The sequence below is a fragment of the Blastococcus sp. SYSU DS0753 genome (genome assembly GCF_054051175.1).
This window is the reverse complement of record NZ_JBJHAT010000004.1, coordinates 196417-216844: the sequence shown is the minus strand read 5'-3', so window position 1 is coordinate 216844 and position 20428 is coordinate 196417. Positions and strand designations below refer to the sequence as shown.

Annotated in this window: 17 protein-coding genes; 7 read left to right on the top strand and 10 right to left on the bottom strand. The window is 75.2% G+C overall.

From position 1 onward, the window contains the following. Positions 1–66: 66 nt before the first annotated feature. The 3 genes from ACI799_RS05800 to ACI799_RS05790 all read right to left on the bottom strand — a co-directional run bounded on the left by ACI799_RS05800 (position 67) and on the right by ACI799_RS05790 (position 2572). Positions 67–1722: an AMP-binding protein gene (locus ACI799_RS05800; RefSeq protein ID WP_456588066.1), complete on the bottom strand. Its 1656-nt coding sequence runs from the start codon at positions 1720–1722 to the stop codon at positions 67–69. Beyond that, positions 1719–1946, bottom strand: coding sequence for a hypothetical protein (locus ACI799_RS05795; RefSeq protein WP_456588067.1), 228 nt, complete (start codon positions 1944–1946; stop codon positions 1719–1721). The genes ACI799_RS05800 and ACI799_RS05795 overlap by 4 nt, the downstream gene beginning before the upstream one ends. A 113-nt stretch (positions 1947–2059) precedes the next feature. Beyond that, complete coding sequence (locus tag ACI799_RS05790; protein WP_456595884.1) at positions 2060–2572, bottom strand: hypothetical protein; 513 nt, start codon at positions 2570–2572, stop codon at positions 2060–2062. Between the two features lie 52 nt (positions 2573–2624). On the opposite strand from ACI799_RS05790, the gene ACI799_RS05785 reads away from it, so the two are divergent. Beyond that, positions 2625–4871 carry a helicase-associated domain-containing protein gene (locus ACI799_RS05785; RefSeq protein ID WP_456612603.1) on the top strand — a complete coding sequence of 749 codons (2247 nt, stop codon included), beginning with the start codon at positions 2625–2627 and terminating at the stop codon, positions 4869–4871. Between the two features lie 54 nt (positions 4872–4925). Further along, complete coding sequence (locus tag ACI799_RS05780) at positions 4926–5243, top strand: DUF1905 domain-containing protein (RefSeq protein ID WP_456599097.1); 318 nt, start codon at positions 4926–4928, stop codon at positions 5241–5243. Here ACI799_RS05780 and ACI799_RS05775 read toward each other — a convergent pair. Then, complete coding sequence (locus ACI799_RS05775; RefSeq protein ID WP_456612602.1) at positions 5209–5706, bottom strand: DUF1648 domain-containing protein; 498 nt, start codon at positions 5704–5706, stop codon at positions 5209–5211. The genes ACI799_RS05780 and ACI799_RS05775 overlap by 35 nt on opposite strands. A 136-nt stretch (positions 5707–5842) precedes the next feature. Between ACI799_RS05775 and ACI799_RS05770 the strand changes: the two genes are divergently transcribed. Beyond that, the gene (locus ACI799_RS05770) at positions 5843–7528 is read left to right on the top strand and encodes a DNA repair helicase XPB (protein ID WP_456612601.1); all 1686 of its coding nucleotides are present in this window, start codon (positions 5843–5845) and stop codon (positions 7526–7528) included. Between the two features lie 9 nt (positions 7529–7537). Here ACI799_RS05770 and ACI799_RS05765 read toward each other — a convergent pair whose 3' ends face one another. Beyond that, complete coding sequence (locus ACI799_RS05765) at positions 7538–9571, bottom strand: DUF222 domain-containing protein (protein ID WP_456612600.1); 2034 nt, start codon at positions 9569–9571, stop codon at positions 7538–7540. 50 nt (positions 9572–9621) lie between these two features. After that, positions 9622–10176, bottom strand: a complete 555-nt coding sequence (locus tag ACI799_RS05760) for an N-acetyltransferase family protein (protein WP_456612599.1) — start codon at positions 10174–10176, stop codon at positions 9622–9624. A 78-nt stretch (positions 10177–10254) separates the two neighbouring features. Here ACI799_RS05760 and ACI799_RS05755 point away from each other — a divergent pair, with 78 nt between their 5' ends. From ACI799_RS05755 to ACI799_RS05740, 4 genes are all read left to right on the top strand, one after another. After that, positions 10255–10761: a 2Fe-2S iron-sulfur cluster-binding protein gene (locus ACI799_RS05755; protein ID WP_456588076.1), complete on the top strand. Its 507-nt coding sequence runs from the start codon at positions 10255–10257 to the stop codon at positions 10759–10761. Then, the gene (locus ACI799_RS05750) at positions 10758–11771 is read left to right on the top strand and encodes an FAD binding domain-containing protein (RefSeq protein ID WP_456612598.1); all 1014 of its coding nucleotides are present in this window, start codon (positions 10758–10760) and stop codon (positions 11769–11771) included. Before ACI799_RS05755 ends, ACI799_RS05750 begins: the two co-directional genes overlap by 4 nt. Then, a complete protein-coding gene (locus ACI799_RS05745; RefSeq protein ID WP_456612597.1) occupies positions 11768–13855 on the top strand; it encodes a xanthine dehydrogenase family protein molybdopterin-binding subunit in 2088 nt (695 codons plus the stop codon). Before ACI799_RS05750 ends, ACI799_RS05745 begins: the two co-directional genes overlap by 4 nt. Before the next feature lie 199 nt (positions 13856–14054). Next, positions 14055–15830, top strand: a complete 1776-nt coding sequence (locus ACI799_RS05740) for a DEAD/DEAH box helicase (protein ID WP_456588079.1) — start codon at positions 14055–14057, stop codon at positions 15828–15830. Positions 15831–15840: 10 nt separating this feature from the next. Here ACI799_RS05740 and ACI799_RS05735 read toward each other — a convergent pair whose 3' ends face one another. From ACI799_RS05735 to ACI799_RS05720, 4 genes are all read right to left on the bottom strand, one after another. Continuing rightward, positions 15841–16164 carry a hypothetical protein gene (locus ACI799_RS05735; protein ID WP_456588080.1) on the bottom strand — a complete coding sequence of 108 codons (324 nt, stop codon included), beginning with the start codon at positions 16162–16164 and terminating at the stop codon, positions 15841–15843. Next, positions 16161–19160, bottom strand: a complete 3000-nt coding sequence (locus tag ACI799_RS05730) for a helix-turn-helix transcriptional regulator (protein WP_456612596.1) — start codon at positions 19158–19160, stop codon at positions 16161–16163. The genes ACI799_RS05735 and ACI799_RS05730 overlap by 4 nt, the downstream gene beginning before the upstream one ends. Positions 19161–19213: 53 nt before the next feature. Further along, positions 19214–19345, bottom strand: coding sequence for a hypothetical protein (locus ACI799_RS05725; RefSeq protein WP_456588082.1), 132 nt, complete (start codon positions 19343–19345; stop codon positions 19214–19216). A 340-nt stretch (positions 19346–19685) separates the two neighbouring features. Continuing rightward, positions 19686–20426, bottom strand: coding sequence for a phospholipid scramblase-related protein (locus ACI799_RS05720; protein ID WP_456599088.1), 741 nt, complete (start codon positions 20424–20426; stop codon positions 19686–19688). Positions 20427–20428 lie beyond the last annotated feature (2 nt).

Here is a 20428-nt window from a genome sequence, read left to right as displayed (position 1 = left end):
GGAACGGCCACCCTTCAGGGGCCCGCGCCGAGCGTGCGAGGCGTGGGGGGGAAGGGTGGTCCTTCTTCAGGCGTTGCGCACGGCCGCCGCGGACTCCAGCCCCAGCTCCGCCACCGACACCTGGCGCATCTCCACCTTGCGGATCTTGCCGGTCACCGTCATCGGGAACTCGTCGACGACCTTCACGTACCGCGGCACCTTGTAGTGGGCCAGCTTGCCGGCGCAGAACTCGCGGAGGCTCTCGGCGGTGAGCGGCTCGGCGCCCTCGCGCAGCCGCACCCAGGCCATGAGCTCCTCCCCGTACCGCTCGTCGGGGACGCCGATGACCTGCGCGTCGACGATGTCGGGGTGGGTGTAGAGGAACTCCTCGATCTCCCGCGGGTACACGTTCTCCCCGCCGCGGATGACCATGTCCTTGATCCGGCCGACGATGTTGAGGTAGCCGGCGTCGTCCATGACGGCGAGGTCGCCGGTGTGCATCCAGCGGGCGCGGTCGATGACCTCGGCGGTCTTCTCCGGCTCGTCCCAGTAGCCGAGCATCACCGAGTAGCCGCGGGTGCAGAACTCGCCGGGGGTCCCACGGGGGACGGTCAGCCCGGTCGCCGGGTCGACGACCTTCACCTCCAGGTGCGGGTGCACCCGGCCGACGGTGGAGGTGCGCCGCTCCAGGTCGTCGTCGGCACCGGTCTGCGTGGAGACCGGCGAGGTCTCGGTCATGCCGTAGCAGATGGTCACCTCGGTCATGCCCATCTCGGCGACCACCCGCTTCATCACCTCCACCGGGCACGGCGAGCCGGCCATGATGCCGGTGCGCAGGCTGGAGAGGTCGAACTCGCCGAAGTTCGGCAGCCCGAGCTCGGCGATGAACATCGTCGGGACGCCGTACAGCGAGGTGCAGCGCTCGTCCTGCACGGCCTGCAGCGTCAGCGCGGGGTCGAACCCCGGCGCCGGGATGACCATCGTCGCGCCGTGGCTGGTGGCGCCGAGATTGCCCATCCCCATGCCGAAGCAGTGGTAGTACGGCACCGGGATGCAGACGCGGTCGGCCTCGGTGTAGCCGCACCCCTCGCCGACGAAGAACCCGTTGTTGAGCAGGTTGTGGTGGGTGAGCGTGGCGCCCTTCGGGAAGCCGGTCGTGCCCGACGTGTACTGGATGTTGATCGGGTCGTCGGCGGAGAGCTGCGTCTCGCGCTCGGCGAGCAGCCCCCGGTCCCCCTCCCGGCCCGCGCGCATCAGCGCATCCCACTCCGGGGAGCCCAGGAAGACGACCTCGCGCAGCTCGGGGCACTCACCGCGCACCTCGGCGACCATGGCGCGGTAGTCGCTGGTCTTGAACGCAGGGGCCGCGACCAGCACGGAGATCCCGGCCTGCTTCAGCACGTAGGCGAGCTCGTGGGTGCGGTAGGCCGGGTTGATGTTCACCAGGATCGCGCCGAGCTTCGCCGTCGCGTACTGGACGAACACCCACTCGGCGCAGTTGGGCGCCCAGATGCCGACCCGGTCACCCTTGGCCACGCCGAGGGCGTCGAGCCCCAGCGCGCAGGCATCGACGTCGTCGACCAGCTGGGGATAGGTCCAGCGGCGACCGGAGGCGCACTCGACGAGCGCCTCGTGGTCGCCCACCCGTGCCGCCGTCCGATCCAGGTTCGCCCCGATCGTGTCGCCCAGCAGGGGGACCGTGGAGGTCCCGCTGCTGTAGGACGGCAGCGCGGGCGCGCTCACCGCCGCCGGCCCTCTGCGGTCTGGACGCCGGCCCGGTTGGGCTTGTCCGTCGGGTGGGCGTAGCGCAGGCGCTCCGGCGGGATCGGGAAGCCGTGGTCCTCGCCGAACGGCGACAGCGGGCCGGCGACCGAGGCCACGAGCTCGGTGATCGGCGGACCGCCGCCGTCGGACTCGCCCCAGGTGGGTTCCACCAGGTGGGCGTGCTTCTCGTTGCGCTTGGCCATGACGCCTCCGTGTGCGGTCGCGGGTGCACCGCGCGGTGCACTGTCCCCCACATCATCTCCTGACCGGCCTGCCCGGCGCGCGCCACCGCCCCCGCGGCGGGGGGGTGTCGCGGTCAGCGCCCCCGGGCGACGGCCCGGGCGCCGTAGAGGGTGCCCGCTCCCTCGGTCGTGAACACCCACTGCCCCGCTCCGACCGGCGCGGCGAGCACGCTGCCGCCGTCGAGCGCCTGCACCGCGCGGGTCCGCCAGATCGCGGTGCTCAGCAGGCGGAGGTGGACGTCGTCGTCGAGGCCGTCGGGCTCGAAGGCGAGGACGGCCGGCCCGGCGACGCGCAGCGTGCCGCGGCGCCACGGGGTGCCGGCCAGCGCCCGCCGCCAGCGGTGGGTGCGCCACAGCGCCCCGGCGCCCACGCCGACGGCGGCCAGCCCGCCGAGCACGAGCACCAGGACGGCGAGGCCCGCACCGGGCACCCGGCGCCCGTCCTCGCCGGCGATGGTGATCGCGGCGACGCCGAGCAGGATCCCCAGGACGACGGCGATGGCCCCGCCGCCCAGCCAGCGCAGCGCCCCGACCTGGTGGGCGGCCAGGGCGGTCCGGGTGCCGGGGTCCTCACTCGCCGGGTGCATGCCTCCATGCTGGCAGCAGCGTCGGCGGGGGCGGCGACGTAGCGTGGACCGGATGTCCACGGAAGCTCCTGCGACGCTCGCCGCCTGGTTGCGCACCCGCAGCGACGAGCAGCTGCGCGCGTTGCTGGCGGCCCGGCCCGACGTGGCCCGCCCCGCGCCGTCCGACGTCGTCGCGCTCGCCAGCCGGCTGGCTGTCCCGGTGTCGGTGGACCGCGCGCTGGACGAGCTGGACGCCGCGACCCTGCAGGTGCTGGACGTGGTGCTGCTCGCGCCCACCGACGGTCTGGCGCCCGACGCGCTGTTCGGGGAGCTGCCCGAGGTCGGCGAAGACGTGATCGCCGGCGCGATCGAGGCGCTCACCGCGCGGGCGCTGCTCTGGGGCGACGACGTGCTGCACGCCCCCGACCCGGTGCGCCGTGCCGTCCGGCACCCCGCCGGCCTGGGTCGCCGCGCGGTGGACCTGCGCCTGCAGCTGCCCGCCGACCTCCCCGCCGCGCTCGCCGAGCTCGCCCCGGACGAACGCGCCGTCCTGGAGCGGCTGGCCGGCGACCGGCCGGTCGGCCACCTGCCCGATTCGCCGAACGGCGGCGCGTCACCGGCCCGGCGGCTGCTGCAGCGCGGACTGCTCGCCCGCATCGACGCGCTGAACGTCGAGCTGCCCCGCGAGATCGGCCTGCTGCTGCGCGGCGACCGGCCGTACGGCCCGCCGCGCCGTCGCCCGGAGCCCGCCGTCGTCACGCGGGACCCGCAGGTGGTGGACCGGCAGGCCGCCGGTGCCGCGCTGGAGTCGGTCGGGCGCGTCGGGGAGCTGCTCGCGCTCCTGGAGGAGGAGCCGGCCGGGCTGCTGCGCAGCGGCGGGGTCGGCGTGCGCGACCAGAAGCGGCTGGCGAAGACGCTGAAGGTCGCCGAACCCGACGCCGCCTGGCTGCTGGAGCTGGCGCACGCCGGTGGGCTGCTCGACGTGGGTGGGCCGCACCGGGACGAGTGGCTGCCCACGCGGGCCTACGACGTGTGGCGGGAGCAGGACCTCGCCGACCGCTGGGCGGTGCTCGCGGCCGGGTGGCTGGGCGGCGTCCGGCTGCCCTCGCTGGTGGGGGTGCGCGACCTGGCCGGCAAGGCCGCCAACCCGCTCTCCCCCGACCTGGTGCGGCACACCGCGCCGGCGATCCGCCGGTCGGCGCTGGCCGTGCTCGCCGAGCAGCCGCCGGGTTCGGGGCTGGCGCCCGACGACCTCACCGCGCTGCTGCGCTGGCGCACCCCGCGCCGGGCGGACCGGCTGGCGCCGGTGCCCGACATGCTCGCCGAGGCCGCGCGGCTCGGGGTGCTGGTGGGCGGGGTGCTCTCCACCGGTGGCCGCGGTCTGCTGGCGGCCGGCGAGGACGGCGCAGCCGACGGCATGCGGGGGCTGCTGCCCGAGCCGGTCGACCACGTCCTCGCCCAGCCGGACCTGTCGCTGATCGCACCGGGACCGCTGGTCGCCGAGCTGGCCGACACGCTGGCCGTCGTCGCCGACGTCGAGTCCTCCGGCGGCGCCACGGTGTTCCGGGTGTCGGAGGGCAGCGTGCGGCGGGCGCTGGACGCCGGCTGGTCGGCGTCGGACCTGCACGACTTCTTCGCCCGGGCGTCCCGCACCCCTGTGCCGCAGGCGCTGGATTACCTCGTCGACGACGTGGCCCGGCAGCACGGGCGGCTGCGGGTCGGGTCGATCGAGTCCTACGTGCGCTCGGACGACCACGGGCTGCTGTCCCAGGTGCTCAGCGACCGGCGCACCGCCGGGGCCGAGCTGCGCCGCCTGGCCCCGGGCGTGCTGGTGAGCGGGCTGGGCGCCGACGAGGTGCTCACCGTGCTGCGCGAGGCCGGGTACGCCCCGGCCGGCGAGCACCCGGGCGGGGCGGTGCTCACCCGGCCGCCGGCCCGGCCGCGCGCAGTGGGCCGCCGCGGCACCGAGCCACCGGCCGCGCCGCGCCCGCTCAGCGGCACCGACCTGGACGCCACGGTGCGGGAGATCCGGGCCGGCGACGCCGCGCTGGCCGCCCGCCGCGGGGAGGCGGTGCGGCAGGTGCCGGGCGTGACGACGGCGTCGACGCTGGAGCTGCTGTCGCGGGCCGTGCGGGAGGGCGTGCCGGTGTGGCTGGGCTACGTGGACGCCCAGGGCAGCGGCAGCCAGCGCGTGGTCCAGCCGGTGTCGCTGGCCGGGGGGTTCCTGCAGGGCTACGACGAACGCCGCGGGGAGAGCCGCACCTTCGCCGTCCACCGGATCACCTCGGTGGCGCTGGTGGAGGGCGACGCGGCCGGCTGAGGCGCGCGGTCTCCGGCACGGCGAACCGTCGGTGCCGCGGCCTACCGTGCCGCCGTGACCGAGACGTTCACCGCCGAGCTCTGGGTGCACGACGGGCCGGCGGGCTGGCACTTCCTCACCCTGCCGCCGGAGGTGGCCGACAAGGTGCGCGAGGCCGGTGCCACGGGCCGCAGCGCGTTCGGCTCCGTGCGCGTCACCGCCACGGTGGGCAGCACCTCGTGGCAGACGTCGCTGTTCCCCGACGCCGGCAGCGGCAGCTACCTTCTCCCGGTCAAGAGGTCGGTGCGGGCGGCGGAGCGGCTCGACGCCGGGGACCGCGTCCGGGTCGAGCTGGCCGTCACGGCTCCGCTGGCACGGCGTAGCGGCGGGTGAACATCCAGCCCAGGTGGGCCGCGAGCCCCGCCAGGTAGCCGCCGACCAGCACCAGCGGCCACGGACCGAGGCCGGGGTCGCCGGCCGTGGCGGCGCGGACGACGAGCCACTGCACCCCGGTGAGGAGCAGGAACGTCCAGGCGCCGATCAGCCACAGGTCCGTCGTGATCATCCCGCGCAGCCGGTCGAGGTTCTCCGCCCGCTTCCAGTACCCCGGGTTCGGCACGTTGACCAGCTCGGGGCGGCACCGGCGGACGAACCGGGCGCAGCCGGCGAAGACCGCCGCCATGCCCAGCCCGAGCACCGCCGCGCCGACCAGGGCCGCGGGCCGGCCGGCCCAGGTGTCCGGCTCGCCGCCGGGGCCGAAGTGGACGGGCACCCGGTCGGGCAGCCGCGTCCACGCCCACACCCAGACCGCGGCGTACAGCGCCGCTGCGGCGGCGAACCAGCTCCTCGCCCGCATCCCGGCAACCTAACCCCCGACGGCTGCGCCGGAGCCGGGCCGTCGTGCGGGGGAAGGCCGTGTCGTCCCCCGGCGTTACCGTGGTCAGTCCGGTGCGCCCGCCGCGCCGCCGCCCCCGATCGAAGGACTCCCCCGCGTGAACGACGGTCCGCTCATCGTCCAGTCGGACAAGACCCTGCTGCTCGAGGTCGACCACCCGCTGGCCCGCGACTGCCGGGCGGCGATCGCGCCGTTCGCCGAGCTGGAGCGCTCCCCCGAGCACGTGCACACCTACCGGGTGACGCCGCTGGCGCTGTGGAACGCGCGCGCCGCCGGCCACGACGCCGAGCAGGTCGTGGACGCGCTGGTGCGCTACTCGCGCTACCCGGTGCCGCACGCGCTGCTGGTCGACATCGCGGACACCATGGACCGGTTCGGCCGGCTGACGCTGCAGAACAACCCGGTGCACGGGCTGGTGCTGTCCAGCACGGACCGCGCGGTGCTGGAGGAGGTCATCCGGTCGAAGAAGGTCGCCCCGATGCTGGGCGCCCGCATCGACGCGGACTCCGTCGTCGTCCACCCCTCGGAGCGCGGGCGGCTGAAGCAGGCGCTGCTCAAGGTGGGCTGGCCGGCCGAGGACCTCGCCGGCTACGTGGACGGCCAGGCGCACCCGATCTTCCTGGACCAGGAGGACTGGCAGCTGCGCGACTACCAGCAGGAGGCGGTGGACGGCTTCTGGGCCGGCGGCTCGGGCGTCGTCGTCCTGCCCTGCGGGGCCGGCAAGACGCTGGTCGGCGCCGCGGCGATGGCCGAGGCCAAGGCGACCACGCTGATCCTGGTGACCAACACCGTCTCCGGGCGGCAGTGGAAGCGCGAGCTCATCGCCCGCACCACGCTGACCGAGGAGGAGATCGGCGAGTACTCCGGCGAGCGCAAGGAGATCCGCCCGGTCACGATCGCGACCTACCAGGTGATCACCACCCGCCGGAAGGGCGAGTACCGGCACCTGGACCTGTTCGACGCGCAGGACTGGGGCCTGATCGTCTACGACGAGGTGCACCTGCTGCCCGCGCCGATCTTCCGGCTGACCGCTGACCTGCAGTCCCGCCGCCGGCTGGGGCTGACCGCGACGCTGGTGCGCGAGGACGGGCGGGAGGACGACGTCTTCTCGCTCATCGGGCCGAAGCGCTACGACGCGCCGTGGAAGGACATCGAGCAGCAGGGCTACATCGCGCCGGCCGAGTGCGTCGAGGTGCGGGTGGCGCTCGACGACGAGGAGCGGATGACCTACGCCGTCGCCGAACCGGAGGAGCGCTACCGGATCGCCGCCACGGCGCAGTCGAAGCTGCCGGTGATCCGCCGGGTGCTGGAGCGGCACCCCGACGAGCAGAAGCTCGTCATCGGCGCTTACCTCGACCAGCTCGAGGCGCTGGGCGAGGCCCTCGACGCCCCGGTCATCCAGGGGTCGACGACGAACAAGGAGCGCGAGCGCCTCTTCCAGGCGTTCCGCATCGGCGAGATCAAGACTCTCGTCGTCTCCAAGGTCGCCAACTTCTCCATCGACCTGCCCGAGGCCGCCGTCGCCGTGCAGGTGTCGGGGACGTTCGGGTCGCGCCAGGAGGAGGCGCAGCGGCTCGGCCGGGTGCTGCGGCCCAAGGCCGACGGCCGGCAGGCGCACTTCTACACGGTGGTCAGCCGCGACACCCTCGACAGCGAGTACGCCGCGCACCGGCAGCGCTTCCTCGCCGAGCAGGGCTACGCGTACACGATCGTCGACGCCGGCGACCTGGCCGGCCCAGGCGAGGTCAACGGGCCCGACTGGGTGGACGAGCCGGCCGACTGAGCCACCGCCTCAGAACGGCGGTGGCGATGTCGCCGCCACCAGGCCGCTCGGTGTGGTGACCGTCAGGGTGCCGTCCGGTGCGAGCTCGTGCTGCCACCCGGGGGCCTGGTGCTTGCCGCGGTGGTGCGACGTGCAGTAGCCGACGAGGTTGGTCACCGCGGTGGGTCCGTCGGGGTACGGGCGGTCGTGGTCGAGCTCGCCGCCGCGTGGAACGGGCCGGCGGCAGCCGGGGAAGCGGCAGCGCCGGTCGCGGGCGCGAAGGTAGCGGTCGAGCGCGGTGCCCGGCCGGTAGCCGTCGGTGGGTGGCGGTGGGCCGAGCCCGGGCCGGCCGGTCAGGTCGTGATCGCACCCGGCCGGGTCGCGGCGGCAGGCGGCGTCCCCGCAGACGGCCAGCCGGGTGAGCATCGGCGCATCGGTGAGCGCCAGCAGGGCCCCGGTCAGCTCGTCGACCAGGGCGATGCGCGGCCGGTCGGCGAGGCCGCCGCCGCCGGTGCGGTGCAGCAGGTCGGCCAGGGCCACGCGCTGCTGCTGGGCCGCCGCGGTCAACGCGGTGATCGCATCGGGTGCCGCAGACGCCCGGCCCTCGGGGCCGGCTTGCCACGCCTCCTCGTCGTCCGCGTCGGCGAGCCGCGCGGCCGCGACCGCACGCTGCGCCCGCCCGACGGCGCGCTCCAGGTCGAGCAGCGCCGCGCCTGCGACATCGACGGCACGATCGGCCGCCGCCCACGTGCCGACGGCAGGCTGAGGATGTACCTCGGACCCGGGACCGTCGTCGGCCGGTGAGGTGGAGCGGGCGCGCGCACCGTCGCCGGGCGCGGGTCCGTCGGACCACCATGCGTCGAGGGGCGGTGCCGCACCGGCCCGCGGCGGGTCGAACACGCCCATGTCCACCGGTGAGGGCATGCGGTGGAAGCGGGCCTGCTCGGCCCAGTAGCGTTCCATCTCCGCCTCCGGCGGCTCCTCCGCACCGCCCCACTCAGCGAGGACGAGCGCCTCGGAGGCTGCCCACCAGTCGGCGAAGGCCTCCTCCTCCGTGGGCCAGGCGGCGCGTGCCGGGGTGGGTGGCGCGACGGACGGAGCAACGACCGGTGCGGCTTCCTCCCCAGCGGCGTCGGGGAGCAGCCCCAGGGCACGGGCGAGCGCCCGCACCATCTCCGCCGGGACCACCTGCCCGGAGATCTCGCCCGGCTCGTCGCCGCCCAGCAGGGTGCGCACCCCGGCGACCACGGTCAGCTGCGCGGTCACCGGCGGCATCTCGTGCTCCCCGGGCCGCAGGACGAGGTCGAGCAGGCAGTCGGCCATCTTCTGCCCACGGGTGCGCTGGTCATCGGGGCCGGTGTCGAGGGCGTCGGCGTACCGACCCAGGGCGTCCAGCAGCGCCTGGGCCTCGGGCACCGTGAGCAGCGCGCTCAGCACCGCCGTCCCGTCCGCAGTGCCCGGCCGCACGGAGACGCCGCGGTCGCGCAGCGCTCGGGCCAGCCGTCCGGCCGCGTCGCGCGCATCGCGCCGGAGGACCACACGCCGCGCCTTGTCACCCAGCTGCGCCGGGGTGGTGGTGGTCCGCCGGGCGACCCAGGCGAGCAGTTCGGCCTCCACCTCGGCGCTGACCTTCGGGTCCGCGATCGGCGCGACGGTGCCGAGCATCGGCCACAGGTGCCCGTCGTGCAGCGTGCCCGACTCGAGAGCCTGCAGCGTCCCGGGCAGCCGGTGCACGAGCGTCAAGGACCGGGTGAGCAGCGCTTCGGCCGACTGCGAAGTGCGGGACAGGGCGACGGCGAGTTCCTGGGTGGCCCACTCGCTGACGTCGGCGAGCACCTCCGGCCTGGAGGCCCGGCGATCGGCGCTCATGGCGCCCGGCTCGCCCGGCTGCCGGTCCACGGACGCCGGACGGGCCGCCGCGAACTCGGCCACCGCCCGGGCGCGCAGCGCGGTCTGCCGGCCGATCTCCCGGTCGGCGGCCTGCACCGCGCCGAGCGGCCCGGTCGCCCAGCCGACCGCAGGCGCACCCGGTGGGGCACTGGTCGTCGTCCCGGCGTCTGACATGCTCCGAACATACGTTCGACCACCGACAATTCCGCGCGACCGCTCCTGCGTCAGGACCGGGTCGCGACCAGGTCCAGACCCATGAGCACCTCGTCCCGCCGGTCGTCGGGGGTGATCTGCAGAGCGCCGGGCCAGCGACCGGTCACCGTCCAGCCATACCGGCCGTAGAAGGCCTTGAGCCCCATGCCGCCGCGCACCTCCAGCCGGAGCGCGTCCAGGCCCAGGTCACCCCGCGCCGCGCGGGCCACCTCGGCCATCAGCGCGCCACCGACCCCCATCCCGCGCGCGGGCAGCGCCGTCTGCACGTGGGTCACGCGGGCCCAGTGCGCCGTCACGGGATCGGCGTTGCCGGTCAGCACGAGCCACCCAGCCACGTCTTCCCCCCGCGTGGCGACGAGGAGCCGCTGGAGCTGGGGATCGAGGCCGGCGACGAGCCGGTCGACGACGGGACGCACCACGTCGTCACCGACGGGCAGCCGCTGGGCGAAGCCGACCGCTCCCCCGGCGTTCGCGACATCGCGCCAGCACGACGTGAGCTGGGAGCACAGGCCTTCCCCCACCTCGCCCGGCGTCGTGCACCACCGCAGAACCGGCTCGTCGATCACGCCCGGCAGCCTGGCAGGACACCCGCTTGTCATCTGCACCGGGTTTGCCACGCCGACCGGCGGGGGCACCGGCGGGCCATGGACGCGGACATCACGCTGCGGGTCGACGGCGAGACCCGCCGGCTGACCGTCGACACCCGCACCTCCCTGCTCGACGCGCTGCGCGAGCGGCTGGGCAACACCAGCCCGAAGAAGGGCTGCGACCACGGACAGTGCGGGGCCTGCACGATCCTGCTCGACGGGCAGCGGGCGCTCTCCTGCCTCGCGCTCGCGGTCGCGCACGACGGCGCGGAGATCACCACCGCCGACGGGCTGGCCCGCGACGGCGAGCTGCACCCGGTGCAACGGGCCTTCCTGGAGCGGGACGCCTTCCAGTGCGGCTACTGCACCCCGGGCCAGGTCTGCTCGGCGGTCGGCGTCATCGAGGAATTCGAGAAGGGCTGGCCCAGCCACGTCACCGAGGACCTCACCAGCGAGCCGGAGATGACGCACGACGAGGTCGCCGAGCGGATGAGCGGCAACCTGTGCCGCTGCGCCGCCTACGTGAACATCACGCCCGCCGTCCAGGAAGCGGCTGGCCGGTGAAGCCGTTCACCTTCGCGAAGCCCGGCGACGTCGCCGAGGCGGTCCGCGACGTCGCCGCCGAGCCGAACGCCGTCTTCCTCGCCGGCGGCACCAACCTGGTCGACCACCTGCGCCTCGGCGTCGCCCGGCCCGACCTGGTCGTCGACGTCCGCACCCTGACCTCCCGCGAGATCACCGACCTCGACGACGGCGGGCTGCGCCTCGGCGCCGCCAGCACCAACAGCGAGGTCGCCGCCGACCGCCGGGTCCGGGAGCGCTACCCGGTGCTCGCCCAGGCCCTGCTGGCCGGTGCCACCGGGCAGCTGCGGAACATGGCGACCACCGGGGGCAACCCGCTGCAGCGCACCCGCTGCCCGTACTTCCAGGACGTCACGACGCCCTGCAACAAGCGCGAGCCAGGTACCGGCTGCTCCGCGGTCGGCGGCTACGTGCGCTACCACGCGATCCTCGGGACGCCGGGTGCGCTGCCGGATCCGACCGCCCCCGAGACCTGCATCGCCACCCACCCCTCCGACATGGCCGTCGCGCTCGCCGCGCTCGACGCGCGGGTGCACACCCTCGGCCCGGCCGGCGTCCGCACCATCCCGTTCACGGACCTGCACCGGCTCCCCGGCGACGACCCGTCGCGGGACACGGTGCTGGAGCACGGCGAGCTGATCACCGCGATCGACCTGCCGCCGCTGTCGGCGGGGACGCGGAGCGCCTACCGGAAGGTGCGCGACCGGGCCTCGTACGCCTTCGCGCTCGTGAGCGTCGCGGCCGTGGTGCACGACGGCGACGTCCGCATCGCGCTCGGCGGGGTGGCGCACAAGCCGTGGCGGGCGTCCCGCGCCGAGGAGATCCTGCGCGGGCAGCCGCTCACCGACGACGCCGTCCGGGCCGCGATGGACGCCGAACTCGCGGCCGCCCAGCCGCAGCCCGGCGTCGAGGGCGGCAACGGCTTCAAGATCCCGCTCGTCACCCGCACCGTCGCCGCCACCCTGCGCACGCTGACCGAGGAGCAGTCATGACCGACCTGCTGGAGCCGCGCGCGATCGGGCAGGGGCTGGTCCGGCGCGACGGCGAGGCCAAGGTGCGGGGCACCGCGACCTACGCCGTCGAGACGCCGGTGGAGAATCCCGCCTACTGCCACCCGGTGCAGGCGACCGTCGCCCGCGGCCGCGTGACCGCCATGGACACCACGGCGGCCGCGGCCCTCGACGGGGTGCTGCGGATCCTCACCCCGTTCGACGCCGAGCGGCTGGCGAGCACCGAGGACGCCGAGTACGCCGTCCTGCAGAGCGACGAGGTGGCCTTCCGCGGGCAGCCGATCGGGGTGGTGGTCGCGGAGACCTCCGAGGTCGCCCGGCAGGCCGCCGACGCGATCCGCGTGACCTACGACGAGCAGCCGCACGACGCCGAGCTCGCCGTCGACCGGGACGACCTCTACAAGCCGGAGAAGGTCAACGCCGGCCACGAGACCGACACCGCGGAGGGCGACGTCGCCGCGGCGATGGCCACCGCGGAGGTGACGCTGGAGCGCACCTACTCGACGGCGATGTACCACAACAACCCCCTGGAGCCGCATGCGACGACGGCGCTGTGGGACGCCGAGGCGCAGTTCCTGACCCTGTGGGACTCCACCCAGGGCGTGCACCCCGACCGCGCCGCGGTCTGCGAGGTGTTCGGCCTGGAGCAGGAGCAGGTGCGGGTGGTCTGCCCGTACGTGGGCGGCGGGTTCGGCTCCAAGGGGCAGCCGCACGCCAACGTCATGCTCGCGACGATGGCCGCCCGCGCGCTGCCCGGCCGGCCGGTGAAGCTCGCGCTCACCCGGCAGCAGATGTTCTTCCTGGCCGGTTACCGCACGCCGACGATCCAGCAGATGCAGCTGGCCGCCGACCGCCGCGGCCGGCTCCAGGCGATCGCGATCGACGTCGTCGAGCAGACCTCGCGGATCAAGGAGTTCGCGGAGCAGACCGGCGTCCCCGCCCGGATGATGTACGCCTCACCCAGCCGGCGGAGCACCCACCGGCTGGCCGCCCTCGACGTCCCGGTGCCCTCCTGGATGCGCGCGCCCGGAGAGTGCCCGGGCATGTTCGGCCCCGAGGTCGCCATGGACGAGCTGGCCGAGGAGCTGGGCATCGACCCGATCGAGCTGCGGATCCGCAACGAGCCCGAGGTCGACCCGGAGACGGGCAAGCCCTGGTCGAGCCGCAACCTGGTGCGCTGCCTGCGCGAGGGGGCCGAGCGCTTCGGCTGGGCCGACCGCCCGCGCGGACGGCGGGAGGGGAACTGGCTCGTCGGGTACGGGGTCGCGTCCTCGGTCTACCCGACGATGCGCCAGGCCACCTCGACGGCGAACCTGCGCTTCGAGGGCGGCCGCTACATCGCCGAGATCGGCGCCGCCGATCTCGGGACCGGGGCCTGGACGATCCTGCCGCAGATCACCGCCGACGCCCTCGGGGTGGACGTCGCCGACGTCGAGGTGCGGATCGGCGACACCCGCTACCCGGTCGCGTCGGTGGCCGGGGGTTCCTCGGGGACGAACACCTGGGGCTCGGCGCTCGTGGTGGCCGCGCGCGCGTTCCGCGACAAGTTCGGCGGGGCGCCGGCGGACGGCGACGAGATCTCCGGCGACGTCGACCAGGCCGCCAAGGACGACGCGCACGCCCCCTACGCGTTCGGCGCCCAGTTCGTGGAGGCGCGGGTGGACGTCGACACCGGCGAGATCCGGGTGCCGCGCATGCTCGGCGTCTTCGGCGTCGGCCGGGTGATCAACCCGACCACCGCCCGCTCGCAGCTCATCGGCGGGATGACGATGGGGCTGTCGATGGCGCTGCACGAGAACAGCGTCTGGGACTCCCGGATCGGGCAGGTGGCCAACCACGACCTGGCCGAGTACCACATCACCGTCAACGCCGACGTCGGCGAGATCGAGGCGGTGTGGCTCGACGAGCACGACCCCTACGTCAACGTGATGGGCGCCAAGGGGATCGGTGAGATTGGTATCACCGGAGCGGCGGCGGCGGTCGTCAACGCCGTGCACGCGGCGACCGGCGTGCGGGTGCGGGACCTCCCGGTGACGCTCGACAAGGTCCTCGCGGGGCTGCCCTGACCCCTGCGTCGGGCGGGACCGGCGTGACGTGACGAGTCGGTCCGGCACGCCGGTGATCCGCGCCATACCGTCGTGACGCCGGACGTGAACGCGCTGGTCAGCGACTCGTCCGGGCTTTCCCATACGTCGTGGCGGCGGTGGCGCGCGGGAGGACCCCGTTGGGCGTGTTGCCCCGCCGCCGATCAGAATGGGCCCCGACATGGCGACTGCAGCAGCAGCGGCGGCCCGGGCCCCGCAGACGACCAGCCGACCGCTCCGGGCATGGCAGCAGGCCGCCCTCAGCCAGTACGAGGAGGCCTCCCCCAAGGACTTCCTCGTCACCGCTACGCCGGGCGCCGGCAAGACGACCTTCGCCCTGACCCTGGCGGCGCGGCTGCTGTCCCGGCGCGAGGTCGCCCGCGTCGTCGTCGTCGCCCCCACCGACCACCTGCGCCTGCAGTGGGCCGAGGCCGCCGACGCGATGGGCATCGTCCTCGACCCGAACCTGACCAACGCCGTCGGCCCGGTGCGCGCCGGCACCCAGGGCTACGTCACCACCTACGCGCAGGTCGCGGGCAAGCCGATGCTGCACGCCGCCCGCGCCACCGCGGTCAAGTCGCTGGTCATCCTCGACGAGGTGCACCACGCCGGTGACGGCCTCTCCTGGGGCGAGGCGGTCGAGGAGGCCTACGGCATGGCCGCCCGCCGGCTGTGCCTGACCGGGACGCCGTTCCGCACCAAGCCCGACGAGCGCATCCCCTTCGTCCGCTACGAGGAGGACACCTTCGAGGGCGAGGCCGGCGGGCTGGTCAGCCGCGCCGACTACACCTACGGGTACAAGGAGGCGCTGGCCGACAACGTCGTCCGCCCCGTCGTCTTCGCCGCCTACACCGGCACCTCGCGCTGGCGGAACTCCGCGGGCGAGGTCGTGGCCGCTTCCCTCTCCGAGGCCGGCACCAAGTCGGTGGAGATGCAGGCCTGGCGCACCGCGCTGGACCCCAAGGGCCAGTGGGTGCCGCACGTCATCGCCGCGATGGACGACCGGATCACCCACCTGCGCGAGGAGGGCGGCATGCCCGACGCCGCCGGGCTGATCCTCGCCAGCGACCAGGACGACGCCCGCGACTACGCCAAGATCGTGCGCCGCGTGACCGGCAAGGCGCCGGAGCTGATCCTGTCGGACGACCCGAAGGCGTCGAAGAAGATCGAGAAGTTCGCCACCGGGACGGCGCGGATCGCCGTCTGCGTGCGGATGATCTCCGAGGGCGTCGACGTCCCGCGCGCCGCCGTCCTGGCCTGGATGACCTCCTACCGGACGCCGCTGTTCTTCGCCCAGGCCGTCGGCCGCGTCGTCCGCTCCCGCTCGCCGCACGAGTCGGCGACCGTCTTCCTCCCCGCCGTCCGCCCGCTGCTGTCGCTGGCCGCCTCCATGGAGGAGCAGCGCAACCACGTCATGCCGCCGCCCCGGAGCCAGCCGGACGAGGAGCTCGAGGCGCTCGACCTGCCGCCGCGGGAGCCGCGCGAGGGCGAGATGAAGCAGTGGGAGGCGCTCGAGGCCGACGCCCGCTTCGCCCACGTCCTGCACGGTGGGACGGCGCACACCGGTGCGGGGGGCCCGGCGACCGTCGTCGCCCCCGAGGAGGAGGACTTCCTCGGCATCCCCGGGCTGCTCACCCCCGAGCAGACGGCGTCGCTGCTGGCCAAGCGGGACGACGAGCTGCGGCTGCGCATCGCGGCGAGCCACCGGAACGACGCCGACGACTTCATGGTCGTCGAGGACCACCCCGACGAGGACGACGCCGGCCGCTCGTGGCGCGACGCCGCCGAGCTGCGCCGGGAGATCAACAAGCTGGTCAACCGTGTCGCCGCACGGACCTCGCAGCCGCAGGCCGTGGTGCACACCCAGCTGCGCCAGCAGGTGCCCGGGCCGCCGTCGGCGTCGGCGTCGGTCGACGTGCTCCGCGCACGCCGCGAGCGCCTGCGCACGATGCTCTGACGCGGACCGCTCAGCTCTCGACCGGGGGCACGTCCGTCCGGACGAGCCGGAGGCGCTCCGGCGGGATCACGCCTGGGAAGTACTCGTATCCCTCCCCCGAGGTCAGCAGGTCCGCGGGGTCGACGTCCTCCACGGCCCAGACGTCGACCGGACCGCCGGTGTTGTTCATGGCGACGAAGTAGTCCGCCGTCCACTCGTCGGGGGCGAGGAAGCAGCCTTCCTGCTCCGGCACCGGGCTGCCCGCGATCCCCGGGGTATCGCCCATCCGCCGCCAGTCCAGGCCGTGGGCCTGGATCGACGCCCGGTTCCGCGACGAGGTGACGTGGAACATCACCCGTCGACCAGGAGACCGCGGGCCGCGGCGATCGCGACCGCCTCGGTGCGGCCGCCCGCGCCGAGCTTGGCCAGGATGTTGCTGACGTGCACGCTCGCGGTCTTCTCGCTGATGTAGAGCTCCGCACCGATCTGCCGGTTGGTGCGCCCCTTCGCCAGCAGCGCGAGCACCGACTGCTCACGCGGGGTGAGCACCGTGGAGACGTCCACCAGCCGGACGCCGGGGACGTCGAGCCGGCCCCGCCGGACCAGCGCCTCGACCGCCGTGCGCAGCGGCGCGGCACCCAGCCGGACGGCGACCTCGTGCGCGGCGCGCGCCTCGACGGCGGCCCCGCCCCGGTCGTCGGTGGCCAGCAGCGCCTCGGCCAGCCGCCACCGCGACCTCGCCTCCTCGTACACGTGCCCGTAGCCGAACGCCTCGACCGCCGCCTGCCACAGCTCCGGCGCGGCCTTCCCCGCCAGCCGCGCCTGCTCCGCGTGCGCCCGCGCCTGCCAGGCCAGGCCCTCGACGCCCATCCCGCCCACCGAGCGCTCGAACACCTCGACCGCCGAGCGGGCGATCCCCACCAGCTCCTCACCGCGGCGCACCCAGCCGTCGGCGGTGGCGTGATCCCCCGCCAGGCCGGCCGCGCAGGCCGCGTCGGCGGCCGCACCCAGCGCGGTGGCGACCAGCCGCAGCACCCCGAGGTGGTCGAACGGCCACACCTGCCGCAGCCGGGCGCTGGTGGCCACGGCGACGGCGACGGCGGTCTCCGGGTCGCCCGCCCAGCCGGCCAGGTCGATCTCGGCCGCCCCCGTGACCAGCGAGAGCAGGAAGTGGGTGTTCGACCGCTCGACCAGCGACCGTGCCCACGCCAGCCGGTCCCGTGCCGCCGGGTCGCCCCGGCCGACCAGCACGAGCAGCGCGGCGGCACGCACGTGCGCCGCCATCTCCGGCACCCGGGCGAGCAGGTCGGCCTCGGCCAGGCTGGCGTCCCACTCCCCCGCCGTGTAGAGCGCCGTCACCCGCAGGTGCCGCAGCCCGGCCGGGTAGGTGGCCCACTCGACGCCCAGCCCCCGGGCCCGCTCGGTCGCCTGCTCGGTCAGCGCCAGCGAGCCCGCCACGTCGCCGGCCTCGAACCGGTCGATGGCGAGGTTGAACCAGGCCCGCATCTCCACGTCCACGTCACCGGAGCGCCGGGCACGCTCCAGCGCCTCGCTCAGGCGACGCCGCACCGCCTCGACGTCCGCGGCCGGGCGAGAGCGCACCTGCGAGACGGCGGTGTCCGACCACGCACCGTCCAGCCCCAGGACGTCGGCCGCCGCGAGCGCCTCCTCCGCGGCCGCGTCGCCCTCGGCGAGCAGGTTCAGGGCGAAGCACATACGCGCATGCGTGGCCGCCGCCCAGGTGCGCACCTCCGACGGCGGGTCGGCCGGCACCAGGGCCATGGCGGCGCTGCTCTCGCGGTGCCCGCCGGTGTGGTCGTCGAGCCGGACCAGCGCCTGCGCGAGCGTGTAGTGCAGGCGGGCCCGCGTCACCGGGTCGCCGTCGGGCCCCACCAGTTCCAGCGCCGCGCGGAGCAGTGCCACCGCGCGGTGCAGCTCGCCCGCGGTGCGGGCGGCGGCGGCCGTCTCCACCAGCAGCGCCACCTGGTCGCGGCCGGCCCGCGCCGCCGCGTCGGCGACCGCCGGCCACAGGGCGAGCGCCGCCTCCAGGTGCTGCAGCTGCTCGGCCGGGGCGCCCACGCAGCAGGCGGCGACGGCGGCCTCCAGCGAGGCGCTGAACGCACCCGGCAGGTCGTTGCTCTCCCGCGCGTGGTGGGCGCGCTCGGCGGCGGTGCCGGCGTCGGGGTGGGCGCCCAGGTAGCCGGCGATCGCCGCGTGCAGCCGCACCCGCTCCCCCGGCAGGAGGTCGGCCAGCACGGCCTCGCGCAGCAGCGCGTGCCGGAAGCGGTAGCGGCCGTCGTCGGAGACGACGAGGAGGTGGTGGTGCACGACCTCGGCGAGCGCCCGGTCGAGCTCGTCGGGCGCCAGCTCGCCGATCGCGGCGACCAGTTCGTGGCGCACCTGGCGCCCGGCGACCGCGGCCACCCGCAGCACCCGCTGCGCCGCCGGGGAGCGCTGCTCGACCCGGGCCAGCAGCACGTCGGCCAGCGCCAGCGGCAGCGCCTCGCCCTGCAGGCCCGCGGCGAGCAGCTCCTCGGCGTAGAAGGCGTTGCCCTCGGCCCGGGCGACGACGTCGTCCACGGTGCTCTCCGCGATACCGCCGGTCGCCCCCGCGAGCGTGCGCACCAGCTCCCCCACCGCGCCGTCCGGGAGCGGCGCCAGGTCGATGCGCTCCACACCGGGCAGCCGCACCAGCTCGGCGAGCAGGGGGCGCAGCGGGTGGCGGCGGTGCAGGTCGTCGGCGCGGTAGGAGACGACGACGGCGATCGGCTCCTCGACCAGCCGGGCCAGCAGGTAGCGCAGCAGGTCGCGGCTGGAGCGGTCGGCCCAGTGCACGTCCTCGAGCACGAGGAGCAGCGGGCCGGTGGCGGCGACCTCGCACAGCAGCCCGGCGACCGACTCGAACAGCTGCAGCCGCCCGTCGTCGACCGGCTGGGGCGCGGCCCGGTGCGGCAGCGGGCGGCCGAGGTCCTGCCCCTCGCCGGGCGGCGGCACCGGCACCGGGGCGCCCGGCCGACCCGAGACCAGGCCGGTGAGGACCGGGTTGTGCCGGGTCGCGGGGGCGAGCTCCGGGTCGGCCGCGAGCGGGCGCAGCAGGTCGACGAACGGCAGGTAGGGCAGGCCGACGTCGCCGAGGTCGACGCAGTGCCCGGTGAGCACCCGCAGCCCGCGCTCGGCCGCCCGCCGGCCCAGCTCGTCGAGCAGCCGGGTCTTGCCCACGCCGGCGTCGCCGGCGAGCAGCGCTGCGCACGCCCGGCCGGCGACGGCCCGTTCGACGTGCGCGAGCAGGCGGGCGAGCTCCTCGGCCCGGCCCACCAGCGGGGCGTCGTCCCAACGTGACACGGCTGGCATCGTGGCACGCGGGGACGACAGGACTCCCCCGGATCCGCTCCGACCGGCTGCGCTCAGCGAGAACGCCGCCGGCGGCGCATCCACGGACCGCGCCCGGTGCGGGCGCCACGGCTGAGCGCCTGGAGCACCTCCCGGCGGTAGGCGAGCTCCGCGTCCAGGCCTGGGTTCGGGTAGTGCATGGTCATGGCCGTCCCTTCCTCGTCCGTGCTGACGGGAGGAACGGTCGTGCTGAGGGGTGCTGCGCGGCATCGGTCGGCCGGGCAGTCCCACGGCGCCGGGCGGGGCTGAGGCCCCCTCACGACGATCGGCCCCACCCTGAGGTGGGGCCGATCGGGGATGAGGTCCGGACCGGATGACGGCCGCCTCGCGGCGAAAAGCACAACACGGCTCCAGGCCCCCGACCGAGGTCGGGGCGGTAGTCCGTGAAGGCGTAACCAAATGGCACCCGGGGGCACGATGCACCCGGCCCGGACGTCTTCGAGGCTACCCGCGCTCCCCGGCGCGACACCCGCCCGGCGGCAATTTTCAGTTGAAGCCGCGCTCGTCCTGCTTCAGCGCCGTGTCGACGGTGAGCGCCGAGGCGATGACCATGCTGGCCAGCGGCTCGGGCAACCGGTAGTGCACCAGGACGACGTAGCGGTCGGCCGTGGTGAACATGGTCCGGGCCAGCCCCTCCCACTTCTTCGTGATCCGCGTGACCTCGACGCCGGCGGCGTCGGTGACGGCGAAGTCCCAGGCGCGCCAGTTCTCCGCCTGGATCGCGCCCACGAGCTGCCCGCCGGCCACCAGGTCGAAGCGGATCCGGCCGAAGACGTTGGCCTGCACGATCTCGCCGACGGGCGTCCCGTCGGGCCGCTCCACGACCACCCGCGAGCGCATGAGCTTCGCCGGTCGGGTGAGCACCAGCACCGGCCCGCGCGCGTCGCGCACCTCCAGCCGGTGGGTGAGGAACTGGTCGAGGCTGGAGACCAGCCGCACCGCCTTCTTCAGCGAGCTCTGCCCCACCTGCACGACGGCGCCGATCTGCTGACCGTTGCCGTCGAGGACGGCGTACTCGTTGGTGAGCTCGATCAGCTTGGTCTTCTGGTTCACCAGCAGGACCGGCTGGTCGTACAGCGAGGGGCCTGCTCCCGGTGGCTGCTGCGGCGGAGGCGACGGCGTGGCCTGCTGGACGTGCTCGGACCAGCCCTGGCCGTCCCACCAGCGGGTGCCCTGGCCGCCGGCGGGATCGGGGTACCAGCCGGGCGGCGGCGGGGGTTGGCTCACGG